Below are 24,435 nucleotides of genomic sequence, written 5' to 3' on the forward strand. Positions count from 1 at the left end.
CTTCTCAGTTGTCGTCTTGGGCTTTGATCAAGCGGTCGTACGCGTCTTGATCGAGCAGTTGGGCCACAGCGTTGGCATCGGCAGGCTTGAAACGGAAGAACCAGCCTTCACCCAGCGGGTCTTCGTTGACCAGTTCCGGGCTGCTGTCGAGCGCCGGGTTGACGGCGATCACTTCACCGTCCAGTGGCATGTAAACGCCGCTGGCAGCCTTGACCGACTCAACGGTGGCGGCTTCTGCGCCCTTGTCGTAGGCCTGCAGTTCAGGCAGCTGCACAAATACCACGTCACCCAGAGCGTTTTGCGCAAACGCGGTAATGCCTACGGTTACGCTGCCGTCGGCTTCGGTGCGCAGCCATTCGTGGTCTTCAGTAAAACGCAATTCGCTCATGGAAACTCCTCAGGGCCAGACATGTCTGGTGGTCACAGGTAAATGCTCGTGCAGATCGAGCTTATTGAGGAGTTCATTGCAAAATGACTGCCACTTTATAAATATCCTTATTTATCAATGGCTTGAATTGTTTTAGAGAAGGGTTTCTTTTTTGCTCTGTAGCGAAATCGATACAGCACAAACGCAATAAAAAAATCCAAGAGGATCAAAGCCTTGCATGGCTGCGGTTTAGAGGGTCTGTATCGATATCGCTCCACTGGAGTGATATCGATACGGGCGAGAAGAGGGCTCTGTGGGAGCGAGCCTGCTCGCGATGCATGGGACGCCGTCTGACCGTGATTACGGGTCGATTCACTCGCGAGCAGGCTCGTTCCCACAGGGAAATGAGTGCGTCAGGCCTTACCCGGGATCCCGTATTTGCGCAGCCGATGGGCGATTGCCGTGTGCGAAGTTTGCAGGCGGTTGGCCAGTTGGCGGGTCGAGGGGTAGCTGACGTAGAGCTTTTCCAGCAGCGCTTTTTCGAAGGTTTCGACGGCGTGCTCCAGGGTTTCTACCTCACCGTCGCTTTGCCGTGCAACCGAGGTGCCGGCGATGTCCAGATCGCCAATGTCGACGAGGTTGCTTTCACAGATGGCCGCCGCGCGAAAGATCACGTTCTGCAACTGGCGCACATTGCCGGGCCAGCGATTGCCCAGCAGGGCAGGGTAGGTGCCGGGTGCCAGGCGGCACACGGGGCGCTGGATCTGGGTGCAGGCCTGCTGCATGAAGGTGCGCGCCAGCAGCAAGATATCCTGGCCGCGCTCGCGCAGGGGCGGCACTTCGATGTTGAGTACGTTCAGGCGGTAGAACAGGTCTTCGCGAAAGGTACCCTCGCTGACCATTTTTTCGAGGTTGCGGTGGGTGGCGCTGAGGATCCGTACATTGACCTTGACCTCGCGCTCGCCGCCGACCCGGCGGAAGCTGCCGTCGTTGAGAAAACGCAGCAGTTTGGCTTGCAGGTACGGCGACATTTCGGCGATTTCGTCGAGGAATACCGTGCCGTGGTTGGCCAGTTCCATCAGCCCCGGCTTGCCGCCGCGCTGGGCCCCGGTGAAGGCGCCGGGGGCATAGCCGAACAGTTCGCTTTCAGCCAGGTTTTCCGGAAGCGCGGCGCAGTTGAGCGCCAGAAACGGCGCGGCAAACCGATCACTGATGGCATGACAGGCGCGGGCCACCAGCTCTTTACCGGTGCCGGTTTCGCCCTGGATCAGCAAGGGCGCGTCCAGTGTTGCTACGCGTTGTGCCCGGGTTTTGAGCGTGCGGATGGCAGGCGAATCGCCGAGCAGGGCGTCGAAGCCTTCTGCGTGATCGTGGTGCAGGGCTGCCAGACGCTCGCCGATGCGGCTTGGTTGATACAGGGTGAGCAGGGCGCCGGCATCGGTGATCGGGGTGGCATCGAGCATCAACGGGTGGCCGTTGAGGGTGACTTCACGCAAGGGCAGGCGAAAGCCGTTTTCCAGCAGCACACCCAGCAATCCGGGGTCGCAGAACAGCTCGCCGATGCTTTCGCCGGTCGGCTCGTGGCCGTAGAGCGCCACCAGTGCCGGGTTGGCCAGCAGCACATGGCCTTCGCTGTCCAGTGCCAGCACCGGGTCGGTCATGGCGGCGAGCAGGGCGTCGAGTTGCAAGTGGCGGCGCTGGCCGGGAAGGATGTCGACCACTGTCACCGATTGCACGCCCTTGACGCTGAACAGGGCTTCGCGCAGTTCGTCGAGTACTTGCGGGCTCAGGGTCGGGGCATCGATGTAGACGTTGGGCGGGACCATCTCCACTGCATCCAGGTTGAGGTTACGCCCGCCGAGCAGGGCCAGGACTTCCTGGGTGATGCCGACACGGTCGATAAAACTGACATGGATACGCATGGGAACAAGGAACACTTCTGGCCAGCGGGGATGGCCAGTATGCCTTGGCGGGGAGGATAGGTGAAATTCCGTGGGAGCGGGCTTGCTCGCGATGGCATCAACACGGCCTAACAGTAAAACTGCGTTGCCTGCATCGCGATCAAGCCCGATCCCACAAAAGCGCAGCCATCATCAAGTGGCTGAATTACTCCAGGTGTTCAGGTTTGATCGGGTCGCCAGGCTTGTGGTTGAGCTGGGCCAGAACATCGGCAAACATCTTGTCGTAGTAACCGTGCATCGAACGGATGTCAGCGGTTTTTGGAATGCCGTTTTTGACGGCAATCTTGAATGCGTCATGGGCAAAGTTGTAGGCCATGTCCTTGGGCAGTGTGAACGACTCCTTGAACTCCTTCTTGTTGATCTGGCCGTGCATGTCGAACTGCATCGACTTGCCTTCCTTGGGATCCTGAACGACCTGGTAATCGATCTTGATGTCATACCCGAAGTCGCCAGGCTGCAGCGGTTCGCGATGGATATGCAGGTGACCGGGCTCGAACGAGGCCATAGGGGTGCTCCTTGAGGCTATGGGAAAAGGGCAGGCCCGGGGCCTGCCCCGGAGATCAGAAGTATGTGATACCCGGTTTTTCGGTGCTGACGCGGGTACCGGCCTTACCTTGAACGATTGCTTCGATATCCGCCAGTGCGCCGATCACGGCGGTCTTGCCGGTCTTGCGGGCAAACTCGCATGCCGCTTCGACTTTAGGACCCATTGAGCCCGAAGCGAAACCGAGTTTTTCCAGCTCGTCAGGGTGAGCCTGGGCAATACCTTTCTGGGTTGGCTTGCCCCAGTCGATAAACGCGGCATTCACGTCTGTAGCAATGACCAGCAGATCACTGTTGAGCTGTTCGGCCAGCAGCGAGGAGCACAGATCCTTGTCAATAACGGCCTCAATGCCTCTGAGCTTGCCGTCTTCGCCATACATGGTCGGGATGCCGCCACCGCCCGCGCAGATCACGATGGTGCCTTTTTCCAGCAGCCATTTGATCGGGCGAATTTCGAAAATGCGTTTGGGTTTCGGGCTGGCCACCACACGGCGGAACTTGTCGCCGTCCGGAGCAATGCTCCAGCCTTTTTCAGCGGCCAGGCTCTTGGCTTCGGTTTCGGTGTAGACCGGCCCGATCGGCTTGGTGGGGTTCTGGAATGCGGGATCTTTCGGGTCAACTTCAACCTGGGTCAGCAGGGTGGCGAAAGGTGCATCCGGTGGCAGCAGGTTGCCCAGCTCTTGCTCGATCATGTAACCGATCATGCCCTCGGTTTCTGCACCGAGTACGTCCAGCGGGTAAGGGCTGACAGCGGTGTATGCGGCCGCTTGCAGAGAAAGCAGGCCCACTTGCGGACCATTGCCGTGGGCCACAACCAGCTCGTTGCCGGTGGCGATCCGGGAGATTTGTTTGGCCGCGGTCTGGATGTTTTCGCGCTGGTTCTCTGCAGTCATTGGCTGACCGCGACGCAAGAGGGCGTTACCGCCCAGTGCTACGACGATACGCATAGAAAATGTCCTTATAGAAGTGTGGGAGCGCCTTGTGTGGGAGCGAGCCTGCCCGCGAAGCTCGTTCGTGAGCAGGCTCCCACCCACCGTAGTTATGCGTGCACATAACTACGGTGGGCCAGGCTTAGATATCGGCCAGTGCTGCTACCAGGATCGCCTTGATGGTGTGCATGCGGTTCTCGGCCTGCTCAAAGGCAATGTTGACAGGGGACTCGAACACTTCCTCGGTCACTTCAATGCCGTTTTTCAGGTTTGGATGGTGCTCTGCCACATCCTTGCCGACCTTGGTTTCACAGTTGTGGAACGCAGGCAGACAGTGCATGAACTTCACGCGCGGGTTTTCTGCGGCCTTGATCATGTCGCTGTTGACCTGGTAAGGCAGCAGCAGTTTGATGCGGTCGTTCCAGGCTTCAACCGGCTCGCCCATCGATACCCAGACGTCGGTGTGGATAAAGTCCACGCCTTTGACGGCGGCTTTCGGGTCTTCGGTCAGGGTGATTTTGGCACCGCTTTCCTTGGCGAATTCCTGGCACTGCTTAACAAACGACTCTTCCGGCCACAGGCTTTTCGGTGCGGCGATACGCACGTCCATGCCCAGTTTTGCGCCGATCAGCAGCAGCGAGTTACCCATGTTGTTGCGGGCGTCACCCAGGTACGCGTAGCTGATGTTGTGCAGCGGCTTGTCGCTGTGTTCGCGCATGGTGAGCACGTCGGCGATCATTTGCGTCGGGTGGAACTCGGCGGTCAGGCCGTTGAATACCGGTACGCCAGCGTACTTGGCCAGTTCTTCCACGATGGCTTGTTCAAAACCACGGTACTCGATGGCGTCAAACATGCGACCCAGAACGCGGGCGGTGTCTTTCATGCTTTCTTTGTGACCGATCTGCGAAGAAACCGGGTCGATGTAAGTCACGTGGGCGCCCTGGTCGTGGGCCGCGACTTCGAACGCGCAACGGGTGCGGGTCGAGGTTTTTTCAAAGATCAGCGCAATGTTTTTGCCTTTCAAGTGCGGCTCTTCAGTACCGGTGTACTTGGCGCGCTTGAGATCGCGGGACAGATCCAGCAGGTAGTGCAGCTCACGTGGAGTGTGGTGCACAAGGCTCAGCAAGCTGCGGTTTTTCATGTTAAACGCCATGGGGATCTCCTGGGTTTTTCGATAACCGGCTTGCGCCGCCCCTTGTGGGGGCCTGCGCAAGCAATCATTTAAGTGAATTAATAGTCGATCGGGTCACGGATGATCGGGCAGGTCATGCAGTGACCGCCGCCACGGCCGCGTCCCAGTTCGGAAGCGCTGATGGTGATCACTTCAACGCCAGCCTTGCGCAGCAGGGTGTTGGTGTAGGTGTTGCGGTCGTAACCGATCACCACGCCAGGTTCCAGCGCCACCACGTTGTTGCCGTCATCCCACTGCTCGCGTTCTGCCGCGAAGGAGTTGCCGCCGGTTTCGACGACACGCAGTTTTTTCAGGCCCAGGGCGTGTGCCACGACTTCGAGGAAACTGCCTTCTTCGCGTCGTATATCGATGCCGCCTTGTTTCTTGTCATCCGGATACAGGGAGAAGGCAACGATCTGTTTCACCACTTCAGGGAAGATGGTGACCAGGTCGCGGTCGCAGAAGCTGAACACGGTGTCCAGGTGCATCGCGGCGCGGGAGCGCGGCATGCCGGCTACGATGATGCGTTCTACAGCTTTGTTCTTGAACAGGTTCAGCGCCAGTTGGCCGATGGCCTGACGCGAAGTGCGCTCGCCCATGCCGATCAGTACCACGCCTTTGCCGATTGGCATCACGTCGCCGCCTTCAAGGCTGGCGTTGCCGTGGTCGACAGTCGGGTCGCCGTACCAGATCTGGAAGTCGGCGTTGGTGAACTCGGGGTGGAACTTGTAAATCGCGGTGGTCAGCAGGGTTTCCTGGCGACGTGCCGGCCAGTACATCGGGTTCAGCGTCACGCCACCGTAGATCCAGCAAGTGGTGTCACGGGTGAACTGAGTGTTGGGCAGCGGTGGCAGGATAAAACTGGTGTGACCCAGGAAGTCCCGGAACATCTGGATGGTCTTGCCACCGAAGCTGTCTGGCAGGTCGTCTGCCGACACGCCGCCGATCAGGTATTCGGCCGCCTGGCGTGGCTCAAGGCTCTTGATCCAGGATTTGACTTCGTTGACCAGGCCCACGCCCACCTGATTGGGGGTCACTTTGTGGTCCAGGATCCAGTCCAGTGCTTCTGGAATGGCGACGATGTCGGTCAGCAGGTTGTGCATTTCCAGCACATCAATGCCGCGGTCGCGCATTTTGGTGACGAAGTCGAAGTGGTCACGCTTGGCCTGGTTGACCCACAGCACGTCATCAAACAGCAGTTCATCACAGTTGCTTGGGGTCAGGCGCTGGTGAGCCAGGCCCGGGGAACACACCATAACCTTATGCAGCTTTCCGGCTTCGGAATGCACGCCGTACTTCACTTTATCCGTGGTCATTACAGTCATCCTCCAAAGTACACAAACAGGTTGTTACAGGGTCAGGAAGCCGTCGTAGAGGCCATAGGCCGCCACCAGGGCGCCGATCACTACTGCAGCAAAAATAACTTTCTCGATGTTGGTGAAAACGGGCTGGCCACTTTCGCGCTTGGCCTTGGCGAACAGAATCGCACCAGGTGCGTACAGCAGGGCCGAGAGCAGCAGGTACTTGAGGCCGCCGGCATAGATCAGCCAGATCGCGTAGATCAACGCAACACCACCGATGATCAGGTCTTTCTTGCGTTCAGCCAGGGCGTTCTCGTAAGTCTCGGAGCGCACCGCCAGCAGGAAGCCGTAGGCTGCCGACCAGAGGTAAGGCACCAGGATCATCGAGGTCGCCAGGTAGATCAGCGACAGATAAGTACTGGCCGAGAACAGGGTGATGATCAGGAACAGTTGCACCATGGCGTTGGTCAGCCACAGGGCATTGACCGGTACATGGTTGGCGTTTTCCTTTTTCAGGAAGGCCGGCATGGTGTGGTCTTTGGCGGCCGAGAACATGATTTCGGCACACAGCAGCACCCAGGACAGCAGGGCACCCAGCAGCGAGATGATCAAGCCAACGCTGATCAGTACCGCACCCCAGTGACCGACCACATGCTCAAGCACGGCCGCCATCGAAGGGTTCTGCAATTTTGCCAGTTCAGGCTGAGTCATGATGCCCAGCGACAGCACGTTCACCAGCACCAGCAACAGCAGCACGGTGATAAAGCCGATCACGGTGGCCCGACCTACGTCGGAGCGCTTTTCGGCACGGGAAGAGAAGATGCTCGCGCCTTCGATACCGATGAACACCCACACGGTGACCAGCATCATGTTGCGCACCTGATCCATCACGCTGCCCAGATCCGGGTTTTTCAAGCCCCAGATGTCACTGGTGAAGATGTCCAGTTTGAACGCGAAGATTGCAATCAGGATAAACAGGACCAGCGGCACGATCTTGGCAACAGTGGTTACCAGGTTGATGAACGCTGCTTCCTTGATCCCGCGCAGTACCAGGAAATGCACGGCCCAGAGCAGGATTGAGGCGCCGATGATGGCGGCAGGGGTATTGCCTTCGCCGAAGATCGGGAAGAAGTAACCCAAGGTACTGAACAGCAACACGAAGTAGCCGACGTTACCCAGCCAGGCACTGATCCAGTACCCCCAGGCAGACGAGAAACCCATGTAATCGCCGAACCCGGCCTTGGCATAAGCGTAAACACCACCGTCCAGGTCAGGTTTGCGGTTAGCGAGGGTCTGGAACACAAAAGCGAGGCTCAACATACCGACTGCGGTAATTGCCCAACCGATCAGGATTGCACCCACATCGGCACTTGCGGCCATGTTTTGCGGCAGCGAAAAAATGCCGCCGCCAATCATTGAGCCGACTACCAGAGCAACCAACGCACCCAGTCGAAGTTTTCCAGGAGTATCAGACATTTGTAGTGACTCCAATCTAGGAGAAGTGAGGCTTCAAAGTAAATCCATTGGTATTTCAGCCAGTTGACATAGATCAGGGCATTACTACATTCCATTGTTTTTACAGCGGGGAAGGTCGCGATCACGTATTTTTATGACGCCTCCTGAAAGCCTGCTCCACAGATGTTTTCAGGGTTGAATACGTTATTAACCACGGTGTCGTGGAGATTGAACCTAGACAGTATTTTCAGATTTGCAAATGTCATCGTCATGTTTCATGAATAGGTCGATGAAATTAAATCGTCATCTACATATGAACTATTTTTTAGGTTTCAATAGAAAATATAGTTATGAACAAAGGTAGGCTTATTGCGCGATCCTATTAAACGTATGGTCCCTGCATATATTTAGTCGGTGAACGGCAGTAACCTGCCAACCATGAGTTTTCAATAAGTAGCAAGAGGTGGCGATGTCGCAACAGACACAGAAGCTTCGGCTCAACGCCCTGATCGCGTTGGTGGTGGGCTCAATGATTGGCGGCGGTATTTTTTCGTTGCCGCAAAATATCGCCGAGCATGCTGCGGGCGGTGCCGTGCTGATCGGTTGGGCGGTCACGGCGGTGGGGATGCTGGCGCTGGCTTTTGTGTTCCAGACCCTGGCCAATCGCAAGCCTGAGCTCGATTCAGGGGTGTATGCCTACGCCAAGGCCGGGTTCGGAGACTACATGGGCTTTTCGTCCGCCTGGGGGTACTGGATCAGCGCCTGGATGGGTAACGTCGGCTACTTCGTGTTGCTGTTCAGCACCCTGGGGTATTTTTTCCCTGTGTTCGGCCAGGGCAATACGCCGATAGCCATCGGTTGTGCGTCGCTGTTGCTGTGGGGAGTGCACTTTCTGGTGCTGCGCGGGATCAAGGAAGCAGCGTTCATCAACCAGCTGACCACGATCGCCAAAATCGTGCCGATCGTCATGTTTATCGTGCTGGCCGCCGTGGCGTTCAAGGCGGACATTTTCACCCGTGATTTCTGGGGCACTGAAACGCCGAGCCTGGGCAGCGTGATGGACCAGGTGCGCAACATGATGCTGGTCACGGTGTTTGTGTTTATCGGCATCGAAGGGGCGAGTGTCTACTCGGGCCGCGCGGAAAAACGCTCGGATGTGGGCAAGGCCACGGTCATCGGTTTTCTCGGGGTGCTGGCCTTGCTGGTGCTGGTGAACGTGCTGTCGCTGGGGATCATGAGCCAGCCGGAACTGGCGAAGCTGCAAAACCCGTCGATGGCCGGTGTGCTCAAGCATGTGGTGGGGGAGTGGGGCGCGATTCTGATCAGTATCGGGCTGGCGATTTCGCTGCTGGGGGCGTTGTTGTCGTGGGCGCTGCTGTGCGCCGAGATCCTGTATGCCACGGCCCGGGACAACACCATGCCGGCGTTCCTGAAAAAGGAAAACGCCAACCATGTACCGGTCAATGCCCTGTGGCTGACCAACACGATGATTCAGATTTTCCTGATCATCACCCTGGTGTCGTCCGGCACCTATACCAGCCTGATTTACCTTGCCTCGTCGATGATCCTGGTGCCTTACCTCTGGTCGGCAGCCTATGCGGTGTTGCTGTGCGTGAGAGGCGAGACCTACAGGCAAGCGAGTCGTCGGCGGATCAAGGATCTGGTGGTTGGAGCGGTCGCGCTGACTTACGCCATCTGGCTGCTGTATGCGGCAGGGCCCAAGTACTTGTTGCTGTCGGCATTGCTGTATGCACCCGGGGTGTTCTTCTTTGCCAAGGCCAAGCGCGAGCAGGGGGAAGTGTTGTTCAAACCGTGGGAGAAGGTGATTTTTGCGGCGGTGCTGATGACTGCACTGGGGGCGGCGTATGCGCTGTATAGCGGCGCGTTGACCTTGTAGAGGCAAGCCCGCTCCCACAATAACCAGGATTTCATCACTGCATTTACGGCTGTTTTGCGGTTGCTACAGGCAAGCGCTCCGGTCGTGACCAGATCCACAGGTTGCCCATGCTCATGCCGGCAATGGCGAGGAAGACCGGCCATTGGTGGTCGAGCACATACAGCATCAACCCTGCACACAGCAGCATGCTGATGGTGGCGCTGACCTTGGCCTTGCGCTGGATGATTTTGCCGTTGCGCCAGTTAGTCAGGATCGGGCCAAACAAACGGTGATTTTCGAGCCAGGCACTCAGGCGCGGGGAGCTTTTGGTCGCGGCCCAGGCGGCGAGCAAAATGAATTCGGTAGTCGGCAGGCCGGGAATCACAATGGCGATCAGGCCAATGCCAAGGCTCACGTAGGCCAGCAAGCCGAACAGGATGCGAGTGATTTTCGACGAAGATCGGGTTTGGCGGGTCATAAGCTCAAGACGCATAAAGGACGCCCGGTCAGCCAGTACTGGCCGGGCAACAAGCTTAAGCCAGTTCTGGCTGTTTCACGTACGTCTGTTCCAGCAGGTAAGTAAAGCGGCTGAAAGCATCATTAGCGGCTTGTTCCAGTTCTGCATCTTCTTCAGGAGTGAGTTCGACGCTGTCGAGCATCTCGATAAAGCTCTTCCAGTTGCGGCCACGACCTTCGGCAGGTTCACCCATGTGACGGGCACCGTGGGTTTCGCTCAGGCCCAGCAAGCGGGCTTGCTTGATCAGTACGCCTGCGCCCAGTTTCGAGCCTTCGGACACAAACACCCAACCCAGCGCCTGGGCTTTGCTCGGGTTGGACACCGCACCGGTAACAGGTGCAGGCAGTTCTACGCCCAGGTCGAGCAGGTCAGCCTTGATCTGTTCTGCGCGGCAACGCTCAGGCAGGTTGGGGATGTGCTGGGTCAGACGCGGGTCAGTGTGCAGCGCTGCCAGCTCGGTCAGGAACAGGTACTGGGCGGTTGCGAAATGGGTGTAGTTGTCGAGACTGCCAAAAGGGTCGCGGCCCATGACTTTTTCGCCAAGGGTGTCGTGAGTCTGGCGGGTGGCCAAGGTCAGACGCTTGGAACGCTCGGAGGGACGCGGTGCGGAATCTGGAGTGGTCATGCAAATGTCCTTGAGAATGAGATGCGCTTTGTAACTAGACGAACTAGAAGACGCGTCACAGTAAAAAATCCTCACTGCGCAGCTTGAAAGGACTGCGCAGCGGGCCTTTTGATCAGATATCCCAGACCAGATTGATCGCGAAGTTGCGGCCTGGCGCGGTCAGGCGATCCATGTTGGCCGGGTTGAGCACACCGGCTTCACCCACGCTGTCGTAGCCGCGCACGTCATCCCAGTTCCAGTATTTCTTGTCGGTCAGGTTGTACAAGCCGGCGTTGACGGTGACGTCCTTGGTGACTTTGTAGAACCCGGTCAGGTCGAGCACGCCATAGCCCGGCGACTTGAATTGGCTGCTGGTGCCATCCGGGGCGAAGAAGCTGGTGTCATCCACTTGGTCTTTGCTCTTGACCAGGGTCCAACTCACCAAGCCACCGTAGTTTTGCTGCTCGTAGCCCAGGCCCATCACGGCGGTCAGCGGGTTGACGCTGTTGATCGGCTGGCCGGTGTCGTTGTTGCGACCGTGGGCATAAGCCACCGAACCACGGGTGTAGAGACCCTGTGGTGCGCCGAAGGCGTCCAGATTCAAGCGACCTTTGACTTCAGCGCCCTTGATGGTGGCGTGCTTGATGTTGTTGGCCTGGAACTTGAGATCGTTGTAGCCGGGGGTGATGGCGTCTTCATTGATGAAGTCGCGGTATTTGTTATAAAAAACTGCGACGTCAAATGAACCGGCCTCGAAGTTGCCGCGCAAGCCGGTCTCGTAGCTTTTGCTTTTTTCCGGTTCCAGGTTCGGGTTTGGCTCAACCGAGTAGCCAGCCTGAAGATTGTCAAAGCGGCCATACAGCGCCTTGGCAGTTGGGGTGCGGAAACCTTCGGCGTATTGGCCGTACCACGTGTAGTTGTCGTTAAATGCATAGGTCACGCCAAGCTTGGGCGACAGGCGGTGCCAGACTTTATCCTTGTCGCTGACCGATTCCAGGGCCGTCGGTTTGACAGTGTTCAGAAATTCCTGGGTGATATGCGGCGTCAGCTTGGTGTAGTCGTAACGCAGGCCGGGCATGAAGGTCCAGTCGTTCCAGCTGATTTGATCCTGGGCGAACAGGCTGTAGGTGTTGATGGTCGGATCCGGGAAGTCGCTGGACTTGACCAGATAGTCTTTCGGGCTGTCTGCACCGACGGCCGGGCAATTCACGCCCACGGCCAGGCAAGTGCCCGCACCGCTGCGCGAACCGGTGACTTTCTGGTGCTTGACGGTGGCGCCGTAGGTCAGCAGGTGGTCGGTGTCGCCAATATTGAAGGCCTTGTCCGCCTGGGCATCCAGAACCCAGGTCTTTTCTTCGTAGGTAGTGTTGCGCGAGCGCATCACATTACGGGTGAACGGTACGTAGTAGTCTTCCAGAGTCTTCTGGTCAGTTTTGGCGATCTGATAGTTCAGGTTCCACTTGAAGTGGTCGGCCAGCAAGGTGTCGAGCGCCATGCTGTTTTCCAGGCCAAAACGCTCACGGCTGATGGTGTCCTTACCTTCACGGGAACGATACATGTTCTGCCCTACACCTTTGCCGAACGGGCCGCCGACCGCGCTTTTCTCATTAATGTCGAGGCGATCCTTGTACTTCTCATAAGTGAAGCCAAGACGATCATCAGCGTTGTAGTTCCAGCCTGCCTTGGCCAGCACGTTGGTAGTTTTCGCGTCTTCAGGGTTGGCCGCTGTACGGGACAGGCCGGTGCCGCCGTGATCCCCATAGGATTCGGTTTCGTGCCCGTCGCGCTGGCTCAGGTGCAGCAAACCGTCGAATTCGCCGGAGCGTCCGGCCACGGTGCCGGACTTCAGCCAGCTGCGATCGGCCGAGCTGTAGCCGGCCTTGAGGCGGGCACCGACATCCTGGCCCGGCTTGATGATGTCATCCGGGTCCAGGGTGAAGTAGCTGACAGCACCGCCAATGGCGTTACTGCCGTACAGCACCGAAGCCGGGCCACGCAGGATTTCGACACGCTTGATCACTTCCGGGTCGACGTAGTTGCGTTGGGTCTTGGCGTAAGGCCCGTTGAAGAACGAGTTGGGGATTTCAACGCCGTCGACCTGGGTCAGGATCCGGTCGCCGTCGATGCCGCGGATGTTGTAGTTGCTGATCCCGCCACGCTGGCCGGCGCCGCCTACCGAGACACCCGGCTCATAGCGCACCAGGTCCTTGATGGTATTGACGTTATCGCGGTCCATATCCTGGCGGTCATGGACGGTGACGGTGCTGGGCACCGAGTTCACGTCCTGTTCCTGGCGGGTGGCGCTGATGGTCACTTGTTGCAGGGCCAGGGTACCGCTGGTGCCGCTGCGCTTTTCCAGCACGATATTGTTGGTGCCGAGTTTGCGGTAGCTCAGGTTGGTACCGATCAGCAAACGGTCCAGGGCTTTTTCCGGGGACAGCGAGCCGCGTACACCCGGCGAGGAAACATTCTGCGCCAGCTCGGCCGGCAAGCCGACCTGCCAGCCGGTTACGGTACTGAAATCGTTCAGGGCCGAGGCCAGGGGTTGCTGGGAGATCGCAAACTTGTAATTGCCCACGGAGCGGCTGGCCGGCTGTGCATCGGTTGCGGCCATGGCCGGTACTGCCTGAACACCGGCCAAAAGCATGGCAACGGTCAACAACGACAACGTGCACTGCTGCAAGCCGCGAGGGCGGACGCTGGATGAAGACCGGCTGTTGAAACCTGTGGGCATTGATAGCGCTCCATGGTGAACGAATCTTATAGTTGCGAAGCTGACTCAAAATGCGAATCAGTTGCATTGACTACAACGAGACGAATGACCTTAGGCTATCGCGTAAAAATATTTCAATTAATTGCAACGTTGTGGGAACTAGCCTGCTCGCAATGGCATCACCGCGGCTTACCTGACAGATCTGCGTCGCTTGTATCGCAGGCAATCCAGCTCCCACAAAAGCACTGCACTTATCAGTTAAGAATGACCAGCGCCGGGAATTCCGAGATGCTGCTAGAGGTGATATGAGCGAGGGAGCGCACAATGTCCAGTGGCTGGTCGAGGCGGTAGTTACCCGTTACGGCCACGTTGGCCAGCTGCTCGTTGTTGTTGACGATCCAGCCGGGGTAGTAGCGCCGTACTTCGTCCAGCACTTTGCCCATGGGGCAGTTTTCAAACACCAGGCGCCCTTGAACCCAGGCCAGGTCGGTCTGGGGGTTGAGCTTGACGGTCTTGCTGAAGCCGTTGGGGCCAATGCTGACGCTGTTGCCGGCAGACAGGCGCATTTGCGTACCGGCACTGCTCACCCGCAAGTCCACATCGCCGCGCTGCACCCGCACCTGGGCTTCGCCATTGAGGTAACTCACGGCGAAGTCGGTGTCGCGCACGCTCACGCGCACGGGGCCGGCATCGAGCACCAGCGGGAATTCCAGATTGGCCGGGACCTCAAAATACGCCTCACCCTGGTACAGGCGGGCGCTGCTCTGGGCGTCGACCACTTTGCTGGAGAACGCCGAACTGGTGTTGAGCAGTACTTTGGAACCGTCTTCGAGTTGCAGGTGCTGACGCTCGCCGACCACGGTCAGGTGATCGGCTTGCAGGCGCAACGGCACGTTGCTGTAGCTGCCGACACTGATAATCACCACTGCTGCGGTTGCCAGGTGCTTCCAGTGGCGGCTGATGCGCCGTAACAGGCCGGGTGTGCGGCGGGTCTGCAGGGTTTGGGCGGCGGCCTGCAGCGGTTCGCCGTTCCATACCGCGTTGGCCCTGGCAAAGGCCCGGGCGTGTGCAGGGTCGGCATTGAGCCAGGCATTGAAGTCGGACTTTTGCTCTTCGTTCGCGCACTCAAGGGTAATCAGCCAGTCCAGTGCCTGATCCATTGCGCTGTCTTGCAGCACGTCTTGAGCAGAGTTGTGAGTGTCCGGCACGGGTGTTCCTTGGCAGTCTCAGGGCATTTTTGCAGGCATCGGCGGTGAAGATTAAGGCCGATTCAGCCTGTCGGCTACCCCGATGCAGATTGCCATGATCAATTTGAGTTCCTTTTGAACCGTGCTCAATGAGACGTCCAGCTCTTGGGCGATCTCTTGATAACTGCAGCCGTGCAGGCGGCTGAGGATGAAAATCCGCTGCTGACGCGCGCTTAACTGGCTCAGGCTCACACTCAAACGCTCCAGTAATTGCGCGGCTTGATGGGCTTCTTCGGGGGTACTGAGTGTGGAGGCGACGCCTTCAATGACGTCCAGCGGCACATCCTCGACCACGGTGCGTGACTGGATGCGCCGGGAGCGCAGGTGGTCGAGTGCCAGATTGCGTGCGGTCTGGAAGACAAAGGGTTCAAGGTGCTCGACGGAGCGCTCGCTCAAGGCCCGGGTCACGCGCAAGTAGGTCTCCTGCAGCAGGTCTTCGGCGGTGCTGTGGTTATTGACCATCCGCTCCAGGGTGCGCAGCAAGGTGACACGCTGGGTAAGGAAGACTTGATTGAAGTGGGACTGACTCACAGTGCTACCCGACCGATTTTGAGCGAATGATAATGCTTATCATCCATGCTGTTGGTCAAGTAATGTTTTGAAAAGGCAGGTAATCGCCCTTGTCTTGAGGCGGGCTTGGTTCTGTGGGAGCGGGCTTGTTCGCGATACAGGCAACCCGGTCTATCAGGCAGATCGGGCAGGTGCCATCGCGAGCAAGCCCGCCCCCGCAAAAAACAAATCAGACCCGGCCTTTCAAATACGCGCTGTAATCCGGGATGCGGTGTTCGTGGGGCTGGCTCATCAGCGGGCTGGTGAGCATGTAGTCGGCGCTGCATTCATTGCACGCCACCGGGATGTTCCACACCGCGGCGACCCGCAGCAGGGCCTTGATGTCCGGGTCGTGGGGCTGGGGCTCGAACGGGTCCCAGAAGAACACCAGCATGTCGACCCGTTGCTCGGCAATCCGTGCGCCCACCTGCTGATCGCCGCCCAAAGGGCCGCTGATCATGCTTTCGATCGGCAGGCCCAGGCGTTTGCTCAGCATCAGGCCGGTGGTGCCGGTGGCGCACAGGTCGTGCTGGCTGAGTTGCGCTTTGTGGCGCTCGGCCCAGTCCAGCAAGAAACCCTTGCAGTGATCATGGGCCACCAGGGCGATGCGCTTGCGCGCCGCCAGGGTGGCCGTGGTGAAGCTGATACCGATCATCGCGTCACTCCGCGTTGCACAGCGCCAGGCAGTTATCGAGCATGCGGTTGGAGAAGCCCCACTCATTGTCGTACCACGCCAGGACCTTCAACAGCTTGCCGCTGACTTTGGTGTGGTTGGCGTCGAAGATCGATGAAAGCGGGTTGTGGTTGAAGTCGCTCGATACCAGGGGCAGGGTGTTGTAACCCAGCACTCTGGAGTGTTGGCTGGCTTCCTTGAACAGCGCATTGACTTCAGCCGCAGTGGTTTCGCGCTTGAGTTCAATGGTCAGGTCGACCAGGGAAACATTGATCACCGGTACCCGGACGGCCATGCCGGTCAGCTTGCCGGCCAGTTCTGGCAATACCAGGCCTACGGCTTCGGCGGCACCGGTTTTGCTCGGGATCATGTTCTGGGTAGCCGAGCGGGCGCGGTACGGGTCCGAGTGATAAACGTCGGTCAGGTTCTGGTCATTGGTGTAGGCATGAATGGTGGTCATCAGGCCGTTTGCAATGCCGAATTCTCGGTGCAGGATCTGCGCCACCGGTGCCAGGCAGTTGGTGGTGCAGGATGCATTGGAAATAATCTGGTGCGATTGGCGCAGAATGTCGTGGTTAACGCCATAGACCACAGTCGCATCGGCATTTTTACCTGGTGCAGAGATAATGACCTTACGGGCGCCGGCGCTAATATGCGCTTCAGCTTTACTGCGATCAGTGAACAAACCTGTGCATTCAAACACCACATCGATTTTCAGTGCCGCCCACGGCAGTTCGGCCGGGTTGCGTATGGCCGTGACGCTGATGCGGTCGCCATTGACGGTCAGGCTCTCCTGATCATGCTCGACATTGGCGTCGAACGTGCCGTGAACCGTGTCGTACTTGAGCAGATGAGCATTGATCGAACTGTCACCCAGATCGTTGATGGCGACGATCTGCAGGTCCTCACGGTAGCCTTGGGTATACAGTGCGCGCAGGACGTTACGGCCGATCCGGCCAAAACCATTGATTGCGATTCGTAGAGTCATGGAAAGCGCCTGCCATCGATTTGTTGTTGGAATTACAAGATTATTCGCATAAAAATAGAAAACAAGCCATTTAAGTGGCAATATTTTGTTTTATCTACAACGAGTGACCTGAATCAACGGGTCCGAATGATTGAAGTCGCTCCTCTAAGCCCTTCGGTCAGCATAGGACACGCACAGGTCGCCACATCCGTTAGCCTGGAGTTCAACACATGCATCCCCGCGTTCTTGAAGTCACCGAGCGTCTTATTGCCCGCAGTCGAGCAACCCGTGAGGCGTATCTGACGCTTATTCGCGGTGCCGCCAGTGACGGCCCGCAACGTGGCAAGCTGCAATGTGCCAACTTCGCCCACGGCGTGGCAGGGTGCGGTACTGAAGATAAAAACAGCCTGCGGATGATGAACGCAGCCAACGTTGCAATTGTTTCGTCATATAACGACATGCTGTCGGCGCATCAGCCGTACGAACACTTCCCTGAACAAATCAAGAAAGCGCTGCGTGAAATCGGCTCGGTAGGCCAGTTCGCAGGCGGCACTCCGGCCATGTGTGACGGCGTCACCCAGGGCGAGCCGGGCATGGAACTCAGCCTGCTGAGCCGCGAAGTGATTGCCCTGTCCACGGCCGTGTCGCTGTCGCACAACATGTTCGATGCGGCGATGATGCTGGGCATTTGCGACAAGATCGTGCCGGGCCTGTTGATGGGCGCGCTGCGCTTCGGTCACCTGCCGACCATCTTTGTGCCGGGCGGGCCGATGCCGTCGGGGATTTCCAACAAGGAAAAGGCCGACGTGCGCCAGCGTTACGCTGAAGGCAAGGCCAGCCGCGAAGAGCTGCTGGAGTCGGAGATGAAGTCTTACCACAGCCCGGGCACCTGTACGTTTTACGGCACCGCCAACACCAACCAGTTGCTGATGGAAGTGATGGGCCTGCACTTGCCGGGCGCCTCTTTCGTCAACCCCTACACGCCACTGCGTGATGCGCTGACCCGCGAAGCCGCGCACCAGATCACCCGTCTGACCAAACAAAATGGCGACTTCATGCCATTGGGCGAGATCGTCGATGAGCGCTCCCTGGTCAACTCCATCGTTGCGCTGCACGCCACCGGCGGTTCGACCAACCACACCTTGCACATGCCGGCGATTGCCATGGCCGCTGGCATCCAGCTGACCTGGCAAGACATGGCCGACCTGTCCGAGGTGGTGCCGACCCTGTCCCATGTGTATCCAAACGGCAAAGCCGATATCAACCACTTCCAGGCTGCAGGCGGTATGGCGTTCCTGATCCGTGAGCTGCTTGAAGCCGGGCTGCTGCACGAAAACGTCAACACCGTGGCGGGCTTCGGTCTGAGCCGTTACACCCGCGAGCCTTTCCTGGTGGATGGCGAGCTGGTATGGCGCGAAGGCCCGATTGAAAGCCTTGATGAGACAATCTTGCGCCCGGTGTCCCGTGCATTTTCTGCCGAGGGCGGATTGCGGGTGATGGAGGGCAACCTGGGGCGCGGTGTGATGAAGGTCTCGGCGGTAGCGCCCGAGCACCAGATCGTCGAAGCCCCGGCGCGGGTATTCCAGGATCAGCAGCAACTGGCCGATGCCTTCAAGGCCGGTGAGCTGGAACACGACTTTGTTGCCGTGATGCGCTTTCAGGGCCCGCGTTCCAACGGAATGCCCGAGCTGCACAAGATGACGCCGTTCCTTGGCGTGTTGCAGGATCGGGGCTTCAAAGTGGCGCTGATCACTGACGGACGGATGTCGGGCGCATCGGGCAAGATCCCGGCAGCGATCCATGTCAGCCCCGAGGCTTCGATTGGCGGCGCCCTGGCACGGGTTCAGGATGGCGACATCATTCGCGTGGACGGCGTAAAAGGCACATTGCAACTACTGGTGGATGAGGCAGAATTTGCAGCGCGCACCCCGGCAGTCGGCACGCTGGATAATGCTGTTGGTACCGGGCGTGAGTTGTTTGCATTTATGCGTCATGCCTTCAGTTCGGCTGAGCAGGGCGCGAGCACCTTTACCTCGTCTCTGGAAAACTTGAAATGAAGCTCGCACTGGTCGGTGACATTGGCGGTACCAACGCACGGTTTGCGTTGTGGGAAAACGACCAGCTGCATTCGGTCCGCGTGCTGGCCACGGCGGACTTTGCCTGCCCGCAAGACGCCATCAGGCTGTATCTGAGTGAACTGGATCTGGCCCCGGGGTCTGTCGGTTCGGTGTGTTTGTCGGTAGCCGGCCCCGTGAGCGGCGATGAGTTCCGCTTTACCAACAACCACTGGCGCTTGAGCCGTTCGCAGTTCTGCCATGCGCTGCAGGTCGACAACCTGCTGTTGATCAATGACTTCAGCGCAATGGCATTGGGCATGACCCGCCTGCAACCCGAGGACGTGCGCCAGGTATGCCCGGGCATCGCCGACCCGGCGCGGCCTGCGGTGGTCATCGGGCCGGGCACCGGGCTTGGGGTGGGCACCTTGCTCAACCTGGGCGAGGCGCAGTGGATGGCGTTGCCGGGGGAGGGCGGCCATGTCGACCTGCCCATGAGCAACCCGCGTGAAGTGCAGTTGTGGCAGCACATCTACAACGAAATCGGGCATGTGAGCGCTGAAACCATTTTGAGTGGCAGCGGCTTGCCGCGGGTCTATCGGGCGATCTGTGCCGTGGACGGCCACACCCCGGTGCTGGACAGCGACCGGGCCATCACGGCGGCGGCCCTGGCCGGCGACCCGATTGCCCTGCAAGTGCTGGAGCATTTCAGCTGCTGGCTGGGGCGTGTGGCAGGCAACAACGTGCTGACCATCGGCGGGCGTGGCGGGGTGTATATCGTGGGGGGCGTCATTCCGCGCTTTGCCGATATCTTCCTGGCCAGCGGCTTTGCCCGCAGTTTCGCCGACAAAGGCTGCATGAGCGACTACCTCAAGGGTATCCCTGTGTGGCTGGTGACGGCGCCGTATCCGGGTTTGATCGGTGCGGGGGTGGCGTTGCAACAGGCGTTTGGCTGAGCCGCTCAAGTCTTGGCTACAAAAATAATAAGGAACACCACTGTGAGCACACCCGGCAAATCCATTTTGCTGGTCGATGATGACCAGGAAATTCGAGAACTCCTTGATCTCTACCTCACTCGCGCCGGTTTTCAGGTGCGCACCGTGGGGGATTGCGCGGGTTTTCGACAGGCATTGAGTGAGGTCGCGAGTGATCTGTTGATCCTTGATGTCATGTTGCCCGACGAGGACGGTTTCAGCCTGTGCCGTTGGGTGCGGCAACATCCGCGTTTTGCCCAGATCCCGATCATCATGCTGACCGCCAGTTCCGACGAGGCGGACCGGATTATCGGCCTTGAGCTGGGGGCCGACGATTATCTGGGCAAGCCTTTCAGCCCCCGTGAGCTGCTGGCGCGCATCAAGGCGTTGTTGCGCAGGGTGCAATTTGCCATTGCGGGTTCGGGCAACGATGTCCTGGTGTTTGAAGAGTGGCGCTTGAACACCGTGACCCATCGACTGTTTCATACCGATGGTGAAGAGGTGATTCTGTCGGGAGCCGATTTTGCGTTGCTCAAGTTGTTTCTGGATAACCCGCAACAGATCCTCGACCGCGACACCATTGGCAATGCCACCCGTGGCCGCGACCTGATGCCGCTGGACCGCATCGTCGACATGGCCGTCAGCCGCCTGCGCCAGCGCCTGCGTGACACCGAAAAACCGCCCCGATTGATCCGCACCATACGCGGCAGCGGCTATCAGCTCGCGGCCCAGGTTGCGGTGAGCAATGACCTTTAAGTTCTGGCGCAAATGGCATATGCCCCGTTCCTTGCTCGGGCGCATGTTGCTCCTGACCTTGCTGGCAATCCTGCTGGCGCAAACCCTGTCGAGTGCAATCTGGCTGTCCCAGTTGCGTACCACGCAACTTGAGGGGCTGGTGAACAGTGCGCGCAGCCTGGCGCATTCGATGAACGCCACCGTGACCTACTTGCGTTCCCTGCCGCTGGCCTACCGCCCGCTGGTACTGGATCAGATGCGCAGTATGGGGGGCACACGCTTTGTGGTGAGCCTCAATGACAAGCCTCTGGAAATGGAGGTATTGCCGCTGACCCAGCGCAAACAGGCGGTGCTGGACGCCGTGGATCAGGTGTTACGCCAGTCTGTGGGGCCGGATGTCGACATGTCGGTGAAATTTGTCAGCCCCAAGGATTTACGCATTTTCAATGCGGGCCTGAAACTCGATGAACTGCCGCGTTCCTGGGCGCATTTTGCGTTGACCCTGGAACCGGTCAATCCGCCGGTGCTGGTGACGCAAATCCAGATGGTGCCGGGTGAGTGGCTGTATATCGCTTCCTTGTTGCCCCAGCCCTATACCAGCCTGGAAGAAGAAGGGCTGCCGGCGTTGCAGGTGTGGTTTATCGTGCTCAGCAGCATTTTTTTACTGTTGTTTATCGGCTTGCTGGTGCACTGGCAAAGCCGCCCGCTAAAGCGCCTGGCCCGGGCGGCCCGCGACATGTCGCTGGGTGAGGAAGAGGTCAAGCCGGTCGAAATCGGTGGCGTCAGCGAAGTGGTCGAAGTAGGGCGTGCATTCAACACCATGCGTGCCCGTATCAGCCGCTACTTGACGGAACGCAGCCAATTGTTCAGTGCGATTTCCCATGATTTGCGCACGCCCATCACCCGCTTGCGGCTGCGGGTTGAGCTGCTTGAAGACGAGCAACTGCAGCATAAGTTCGGCCGCGATCTGGATGAGCTGGAGATGCTGGTCAAAGGCGCGCTGCAATGCGTGAAAGACACCGACATCCATGAAAATATCGAAGCGGTGGATTTGAATCAGTTGCTTGACTGCCTGATTGAGCCGTACTTGCTGCCGCAAGGTAATGGCCGCGTGACGCTACAGGGGCGAGCCGTCAGGCCCTATCACGGCAAGCCCCTGGCCCTGCGTCGCTGCATGGGCAACCTGATTGATAACGCGCTCAAATACGGCAAAAACGCCCATCTGCGCATTGATGACAATGAACAGGCCTTTGTACTGACCGTTGATGACGAGGGGCCGGGCGTACCTGAACAGCGGCTCGAACAAGTTTTTGAACCGCACTTCCGTCTGGCCGGACAGCAGCAGGGCTACGGGCTGGGGCTGGGGATCGCGCGCAGCATCGCCCATAGCCATGGCGGGGAAGTCAGCTTGCAAAACCTGCGGGTCGGCGGTCTGCGAGTCACTTTGTACTTGCCGCGAAATGCCGACTGATCGACAGGCTCGCCTGCTCGGCGCTGATGGGCAGCAACGGCTCTGAATGAGGGGATGAAGGTTCGTTGATCGCGACTTTTGGCTGACGAGGGGAGTTCATCGCGGCGTTGATACGGTTTTCACGCACGCGTCTGCTGGTCTGGCTGAAATGCTCTTGCAGTTTTTCCATGGCCACGTCATAGGGCTCGTTGCACAGGGCTAACTGCTGTTCGCGCTCTTGCAGCGCCAGCCGTTTGGCTTCGTCTTCGCCATAAAGATCAATGCGAAAACTCTTGCTCAGGTTGTAGCCGTGAATACGGGTGGTCGCCCGCCAGTAACAGATCTTGCTGGACTGCACCCGGTACACCCCCGGGTGGCCACTGGTGTTGTGGGGCATCAGCCGCTGGCGGCTTGCATAGCCGAAGGGCTGGGGCATATTCAATACCAGTTGGTGGCGCATGTTCCTGGCTGCCTCCAGCGCCGGGGCTTCACCTCCGTACTCGGCGAAACCGAAGAGGTGGAGATGGCTTTTGCCCGAGCGCTGAATGTCCAGCTTCCAGGCATAGGGGTGACCATCGTCATGTTTGAGCGGGTAAATAAAGCAGTGGTTATGGTTGTTTGCACGAGGCCTTGGCATCGGTCGTATCTCCTGAAAGGTGGGGCAGCATCCATTCTTTAATCGTGACGATGTGCAGCAGACTCGCTGATGTTTTTTGCGCGTACAACGTGGGAAAACGACTTAGGGATCCGTCCTACAAAGAATCAGGAAAGTGCTTTGTGTGTCTATGGGCGCAGCTTCATGACCCATACGAAGCCAGTGTCACGTACTGCCGAAATGTCTTCGGAACCGAAGTCCGCAGGTTTTTTTAATGTCACAGAGTTGTGACATTTGAGCGTCTCTTCGTTACGCGGGGGCAGGCGGTGATGGATACACTCTTTAGCAGCGCAAGCAGAAGACTTGCACAGCAATAACAACAAGAAAGGTCACGCCATGAATTCATTCAATCGCCTCGCCGTTGTCATTTCTCTCGCCACACTGTTTCCCCTGAACGCTTATGCCGCAGCCCCTGCCGATTCCAAAGGTACGGTTGAAGTGGTGCATTGGTGGACTTCCGGTGGTGAGGCCAAAGCGGTTGAGGTGCTTAAAAAGCTGATCGAAAAAGACGGATATACCTGGCAGGACAGCGCTGTTGCAGGCGGTGGCGGTGCCGCCGCCATGACCGTGCTCAAGACTCGCGCCGTGTCCGGCAACCCGCCGTCAGCCGCACAGATCAAGGGCCCGGATATTCAGGACTGGGCTGCGCTCGGCTTGCTGACCAATGTCGATGAAGTTGCCAAGGCCAACAAGTGGGACACGCTGCTGTCCAAAACGGTCTCCGATACCATGAAGTACGACGGCCATTACGTGGCTGTGCCGGTCAATGTTCACCGCGTGAACTGGCTGTGGACCAACCCTGAAGTGTTCAAGAAGGCCGGCATCGACAAACCGCCAACCACCCTTGACGAACTTTATGCTGCGGGCGACAAGCTCAAGGCCGCCGGTTTCATTCCTTTGGCCCATGGTGGTCAGCCTTGGCAGGACAGCACGGTTTTTGAAGACATGGTGCTGAGCATCATGGGCCCGGAAGGCTACAAAAAAGCCTTTATCGAGCACGATGAGAAAACCCTGACCGGCCCTCAAATGACTGAAGTGTTCACCAACCTGAAAAAACTTCAGAGCTACATGGACCCAGATGGCTCCGGCCAGGACTGGAACCTGGAAGCTGCCAAAGTGATCAACGGCAAAGCCGGCATGCAGATCATGGGTGACTGGGCGAAAAGCGAGTGGGCTGCTGCGGGCAAGAAAGCGGGTACTGATTTTGAGTGCGTGCCGTTCCCGGGCACCCAGGGCAGCTTCACCTACAACATTGACTCCCTGGCGATGTTCAAACTGGCCAAGGCCAAAGATACTGCCGGCAACCGGGCCGCTCAGAACGACGTAGCCAAAGTTGCGCTTGAACCCGAGTTCCAATACGTGTTCAACCAGAACAAGGGCTCGATCCCGGTGCGTGGTGATCTGGATATGAGCAAGTTCGACAGCTGCGGCCAGGCTTCAGCCAAGGACTTCGCAGCCGCTGGCAAGTCCGGCAGCCAATTGCCGAGCATGGCGCACAACATGGCGACCTCACTGGCAGTTCAAGGTGCGATCTTCGATGTCGTGACCAACTTCATGAGCGACAAAAATGCTGATCCGGCCAAGGCTGGCAAGCAACTGGCGTCAGCGATCAAAGCGGCCCAGTAACGTTCTGACTTGACCCGCCGCGTTCGCACGCGGCCCCCCACTTTAAGTTGCACGGCATTGGCGCCCGC

21 protein-coding genes are annotated in these 24,435 nt (G+C 58.4%); 6 read left to right on the forward strand and 15 right to left on the reverse strand.

All coding sequences use genetic code 11. From position 1 onward, the window contains the following. Positions 1–4: 4 nt before the first annotated feature. The 7 genes from gcvH to arcD (ACZRMS_RS19595) all read right to left on the reverse strand — a co-directional run bounded on the left by gcvH (position 5) and on the right by arcD (ACZRMS_RS19595) (position 7,748). On the reverse strand, positions 5–388 hold the full coding sequence (gcvH, locus tag ACZRMS_RS19565) for a glycine cleavage system protein GcvH (protein ID WP_463996644.1): 384 nt from the start codon (positions 386–388) through the stop codon (positions 5–7). Between the two features lie 392 nt (positions 389–780). Then, complete coding sequence (locus ACZRMS_RS19570) at positions 781–2,289, reverse strand: sigma-54-dependent transcriptional regulator (RefSeq protein WP_463996645.1); 1,509 nt, start codon at positions 2,287–2,289, stop codon at positions 781–783. A 184-nt stretch (positions 2,290–2,473) separates the two neighbouring features. Next, positions 2,474–2,833: a DUF5064 family protein gene (locus tag ACZRMS_RS19575; protein ID WP_463996646.1), complete on the reverse strand. Its 360-nt coding sequence runs from the start codon at positions 2,831–2,833 to the stop codon at positions 2,474–2,476. A 55-nt stretch (positions 2,834–2,888) separates the two neighbouring features. Continuing rightward, a complete protein-coding gene (gene arcC, locus ACZRMS_RS19580) occupies positions 2,889–3,818 on the reverse strand; it encodes a carbamate kinase (RefSeq protein ID WP_463996647.1) in 930 nt (309 codons plus the stop codon). Between the two features lie 124 nt (positions 3,819–3,942). Then, a complete protein-coding gene (locus ACZRMS_RS19585; RefSeq protein ID WP_463996648.1) occupies positions 3,943–4,953 on the reverse strand; it encodes an ornithine carbamoyltransferase in 1,011 nt (336 codons plus the stop codon). 77 nt (positions 4,954–5,030) lie between these two features. Then, positions 5,031–6,287: an arginine deiminase gene (gene arcA / locus ACZRMS_RS19590; protein WP_463996649.1), complete on the reverse strand. Its 1,257-nt coding sequence runs from the start codon at positions 6,285–6,287 to the stop codon at positions 5,031–5,033. A gap of 33 nt (positions 6,288–6,320) precedes the next feature. After that, positions 6,321–7,748: an arginine-ornithine antiporter gene (arcD, locus tag ACZRMS_RS19595; protein ID WP_048359838.1), complete on the reverse strand. Its 1,428-nt coding sequence runs from the start codon at positions 7,746–7,748 to the stop codon at positions 6,321–6,323. Positions 7,749–8,196: 448 nt separating this feature from the next. Between arcD (ACZRMS_RS19595) and arcD (ACZRMS_RS19600) the strand changes: the two genes are divergently transcribed. Then, complete coding sequence (gene arcD / locus ACZRMS_RS19600) at positions 8,197–9,624, forward strand: arginine-ornithine antiporter (RefSeq protein ID WP_463996650.1); 1,428 nt, start codon at positions 8,197–8,199, stop codon at positions 9,622–9,624. 43 nt (positions 9,625–9,667) lie between these two features. Here the strand turns inward: arcD (ACZRMS_RS19600) and ACZRMS_RS19605 are convergent, their stop codons facing one another. From ACZRMS_RS19605 to gap, 7 genes are all read right to left on the reverse strand, one after another. Then, complete coding sequence (locus tag ACZRMS_RS19605) at positions 9,668–10,081, reverse strand: YbaN family protein (RefSeq protein ID WP_338580341.1); 414 nt, start codon at positions 10,079–10,081, stop codon at positions 9,668–9,670. A 55-nt stretch (positions 10,082–10,136) separates the two neighbouring features. Then, positions 10,137–10,745, reverse strand: coding sequence for a biliverdin-producing heme oxygenase (locus ACZRMS_RS19610; protein ID WP_463996651.1), 609 nt, complete (start codon positions 10,743–10,745; stop codon positions 10,137–10,139). A gap of 112 nt (positions 10,746–10,857) precedes the next feature. Next, entirely contained in the window at positions 10,858–13,458 is a 2,601-nt protein-coding gene (locus ACZRMS_RS19615) for a TonB-dependent receptor (protein ID WP_463996652.1), read from the reverse strand. A gap of 233 nt (positions 13,459–13,691) precedes the next feature. Continuing rightward, positions 13,692–14,597: a FecR family protein gene (locus ACZRMS_RS19620; protein WP_463996669.1), complete on the reverse strand. Its 906-nt coding sequence runs from the start codon at positions 14,595–14,597 to the stop codon at positions 13,692–13,694. A gap of 99 nt (positions 14,598–14,696) precedes the next feature. After that, on the reverse strand, positions 14,697–15,215 hold the full coding sequence (locus tag ACZRMS_RS19625) for an RNA polymerase sigma factor (protein WP_463946163.1): 519 nt from the start codon (positions 15,213–15,215) through the stop codon (positions 14,697–14,699). A gap of 208 nt (positions 15,216–15,423) precedes the next feature. Then, a complete protein-coding gene (locus ACZRMS_RS19630; RefSeq protein ID WP_048359831.1) occupies positions 15,424–15,888 on the reverse strand; it encodes a methylglyoxal synthase in 465 nt (154 codons plus the stop codon). Between the two features lie 4 nt (positions 15,889–15,892). Beyond that, the gene (gene gap, locus ACZRMS_RS19635) at positions 15,893–16,894 is read right to left on the reverse strand and encodes a type I glyceraldehyde-3-phosphate dehydrogenase (protein ID WP_463996653.1); all 1,002 of its coding nucleotides are present in this window, start codon (positions 16,892–16,894) and stop codon (positions 15,893–15,895) included. A gap of 209 nt (positions 16,895–17,103) precedes the next feature. Between gap and edd the strand changes: the two genes are divergently transcribed. Genes edd through ACZRMS_RS19655 form a run of 4 tightly spaced genes read left to right on the forward strand, consistent with a single transcriptional unit; the run spans position 17,104 to position 22,107 of the window. Continuing rightward, on the forward strand, positions 17,104–18,930 hold the full coding sequence (edd, locus tag ACZRMS_RS19640) for a phosphogluconate dehydratase (protein ID WP_463996654.1): 1,827 nt from the start codon (positions 17,104–17,106) through the stop codon (positions 18,928–18,930). Then, the gene (locus tag ACZRMS_RS19645) at positions 18,927–19,883 is read left to right on the forward strand and encodes a glucokinase (protein WP_463996655.1); all 957 of its coding nucleotides are present in this window, start codon (positions 18,927–18,929) and stop codon (positions 19,881–19,883) included. Before edd ends, ACZRMS_RS19645 begins: the two co-directional genes overlap by 4 nt. A 42-nt stretch (positions 19,884–19,925) precedes the next feature. Further along, entirely contained in the window at positions 19,926–20,657 is a 732-nt protein-coding gene (locus tag ACZRMS_RS19650) for a response regulator (RefSeq protein WP_463996656.1), read from the forward strand. Continuing rightward, the gene (locus ACZRMS_RS19655) at positions 20,647–22,107 is read left to right on the forward strand and encodes an ATP-binding protein (RefSeq protein ID WP_463996657.1); all 1,461 of its coding nucleotides are present in this window, start codon (positions 20,647–20,649) and stop codon (positions 22,105–22,107) included. Before ACZRMS_RS19650 ends, ACZRMS_RS19655 begins: the two co-directional genes overlap by 11 nt. On the opposite strand, the gene ACZRMS_RS19660 is transcribed toward ACZRMS_RS19655, so the two are convergent. Then, a complete protein-coding gene (locus ACZRMS_RS19660; RefSeq protein WP_463996658.1) occupies positions 22,076–22,723 on the reverse strand; it encodes an AP2 domain-containing protein in 648 nt (215 codons plus the stop codon). The two genes, ACZRMS_RS19655 and ACZRMS_RS19660, sit on opposite strands and share 32 nt — an antisense overlap. 354 nt (positions 22,724–23,077) lie before the next feature. Here ACZRMS_RS19660 and ACZRMS_RS19665 point away from each other — a divergent pair, with 354 nt between their 5' ends. Next, positions 23,078–24,367: an ABC transporter substrate-binding protein gene (locus ACZRMS_RS19665; RefSeq protein ID WP_463996659.1), complete on the forward strand. Its 1,290-nt coding sequence runs from the start codon at positions 23,078–23,080 to the stop codon at positions 24,365–24,367. Positions 24,368–24,435: the final 68 nt, after the last annotated feature.

The sequence above is a fragment of the Pseudomonas sp. B424 genome (genome assembly GCF_055408345.1).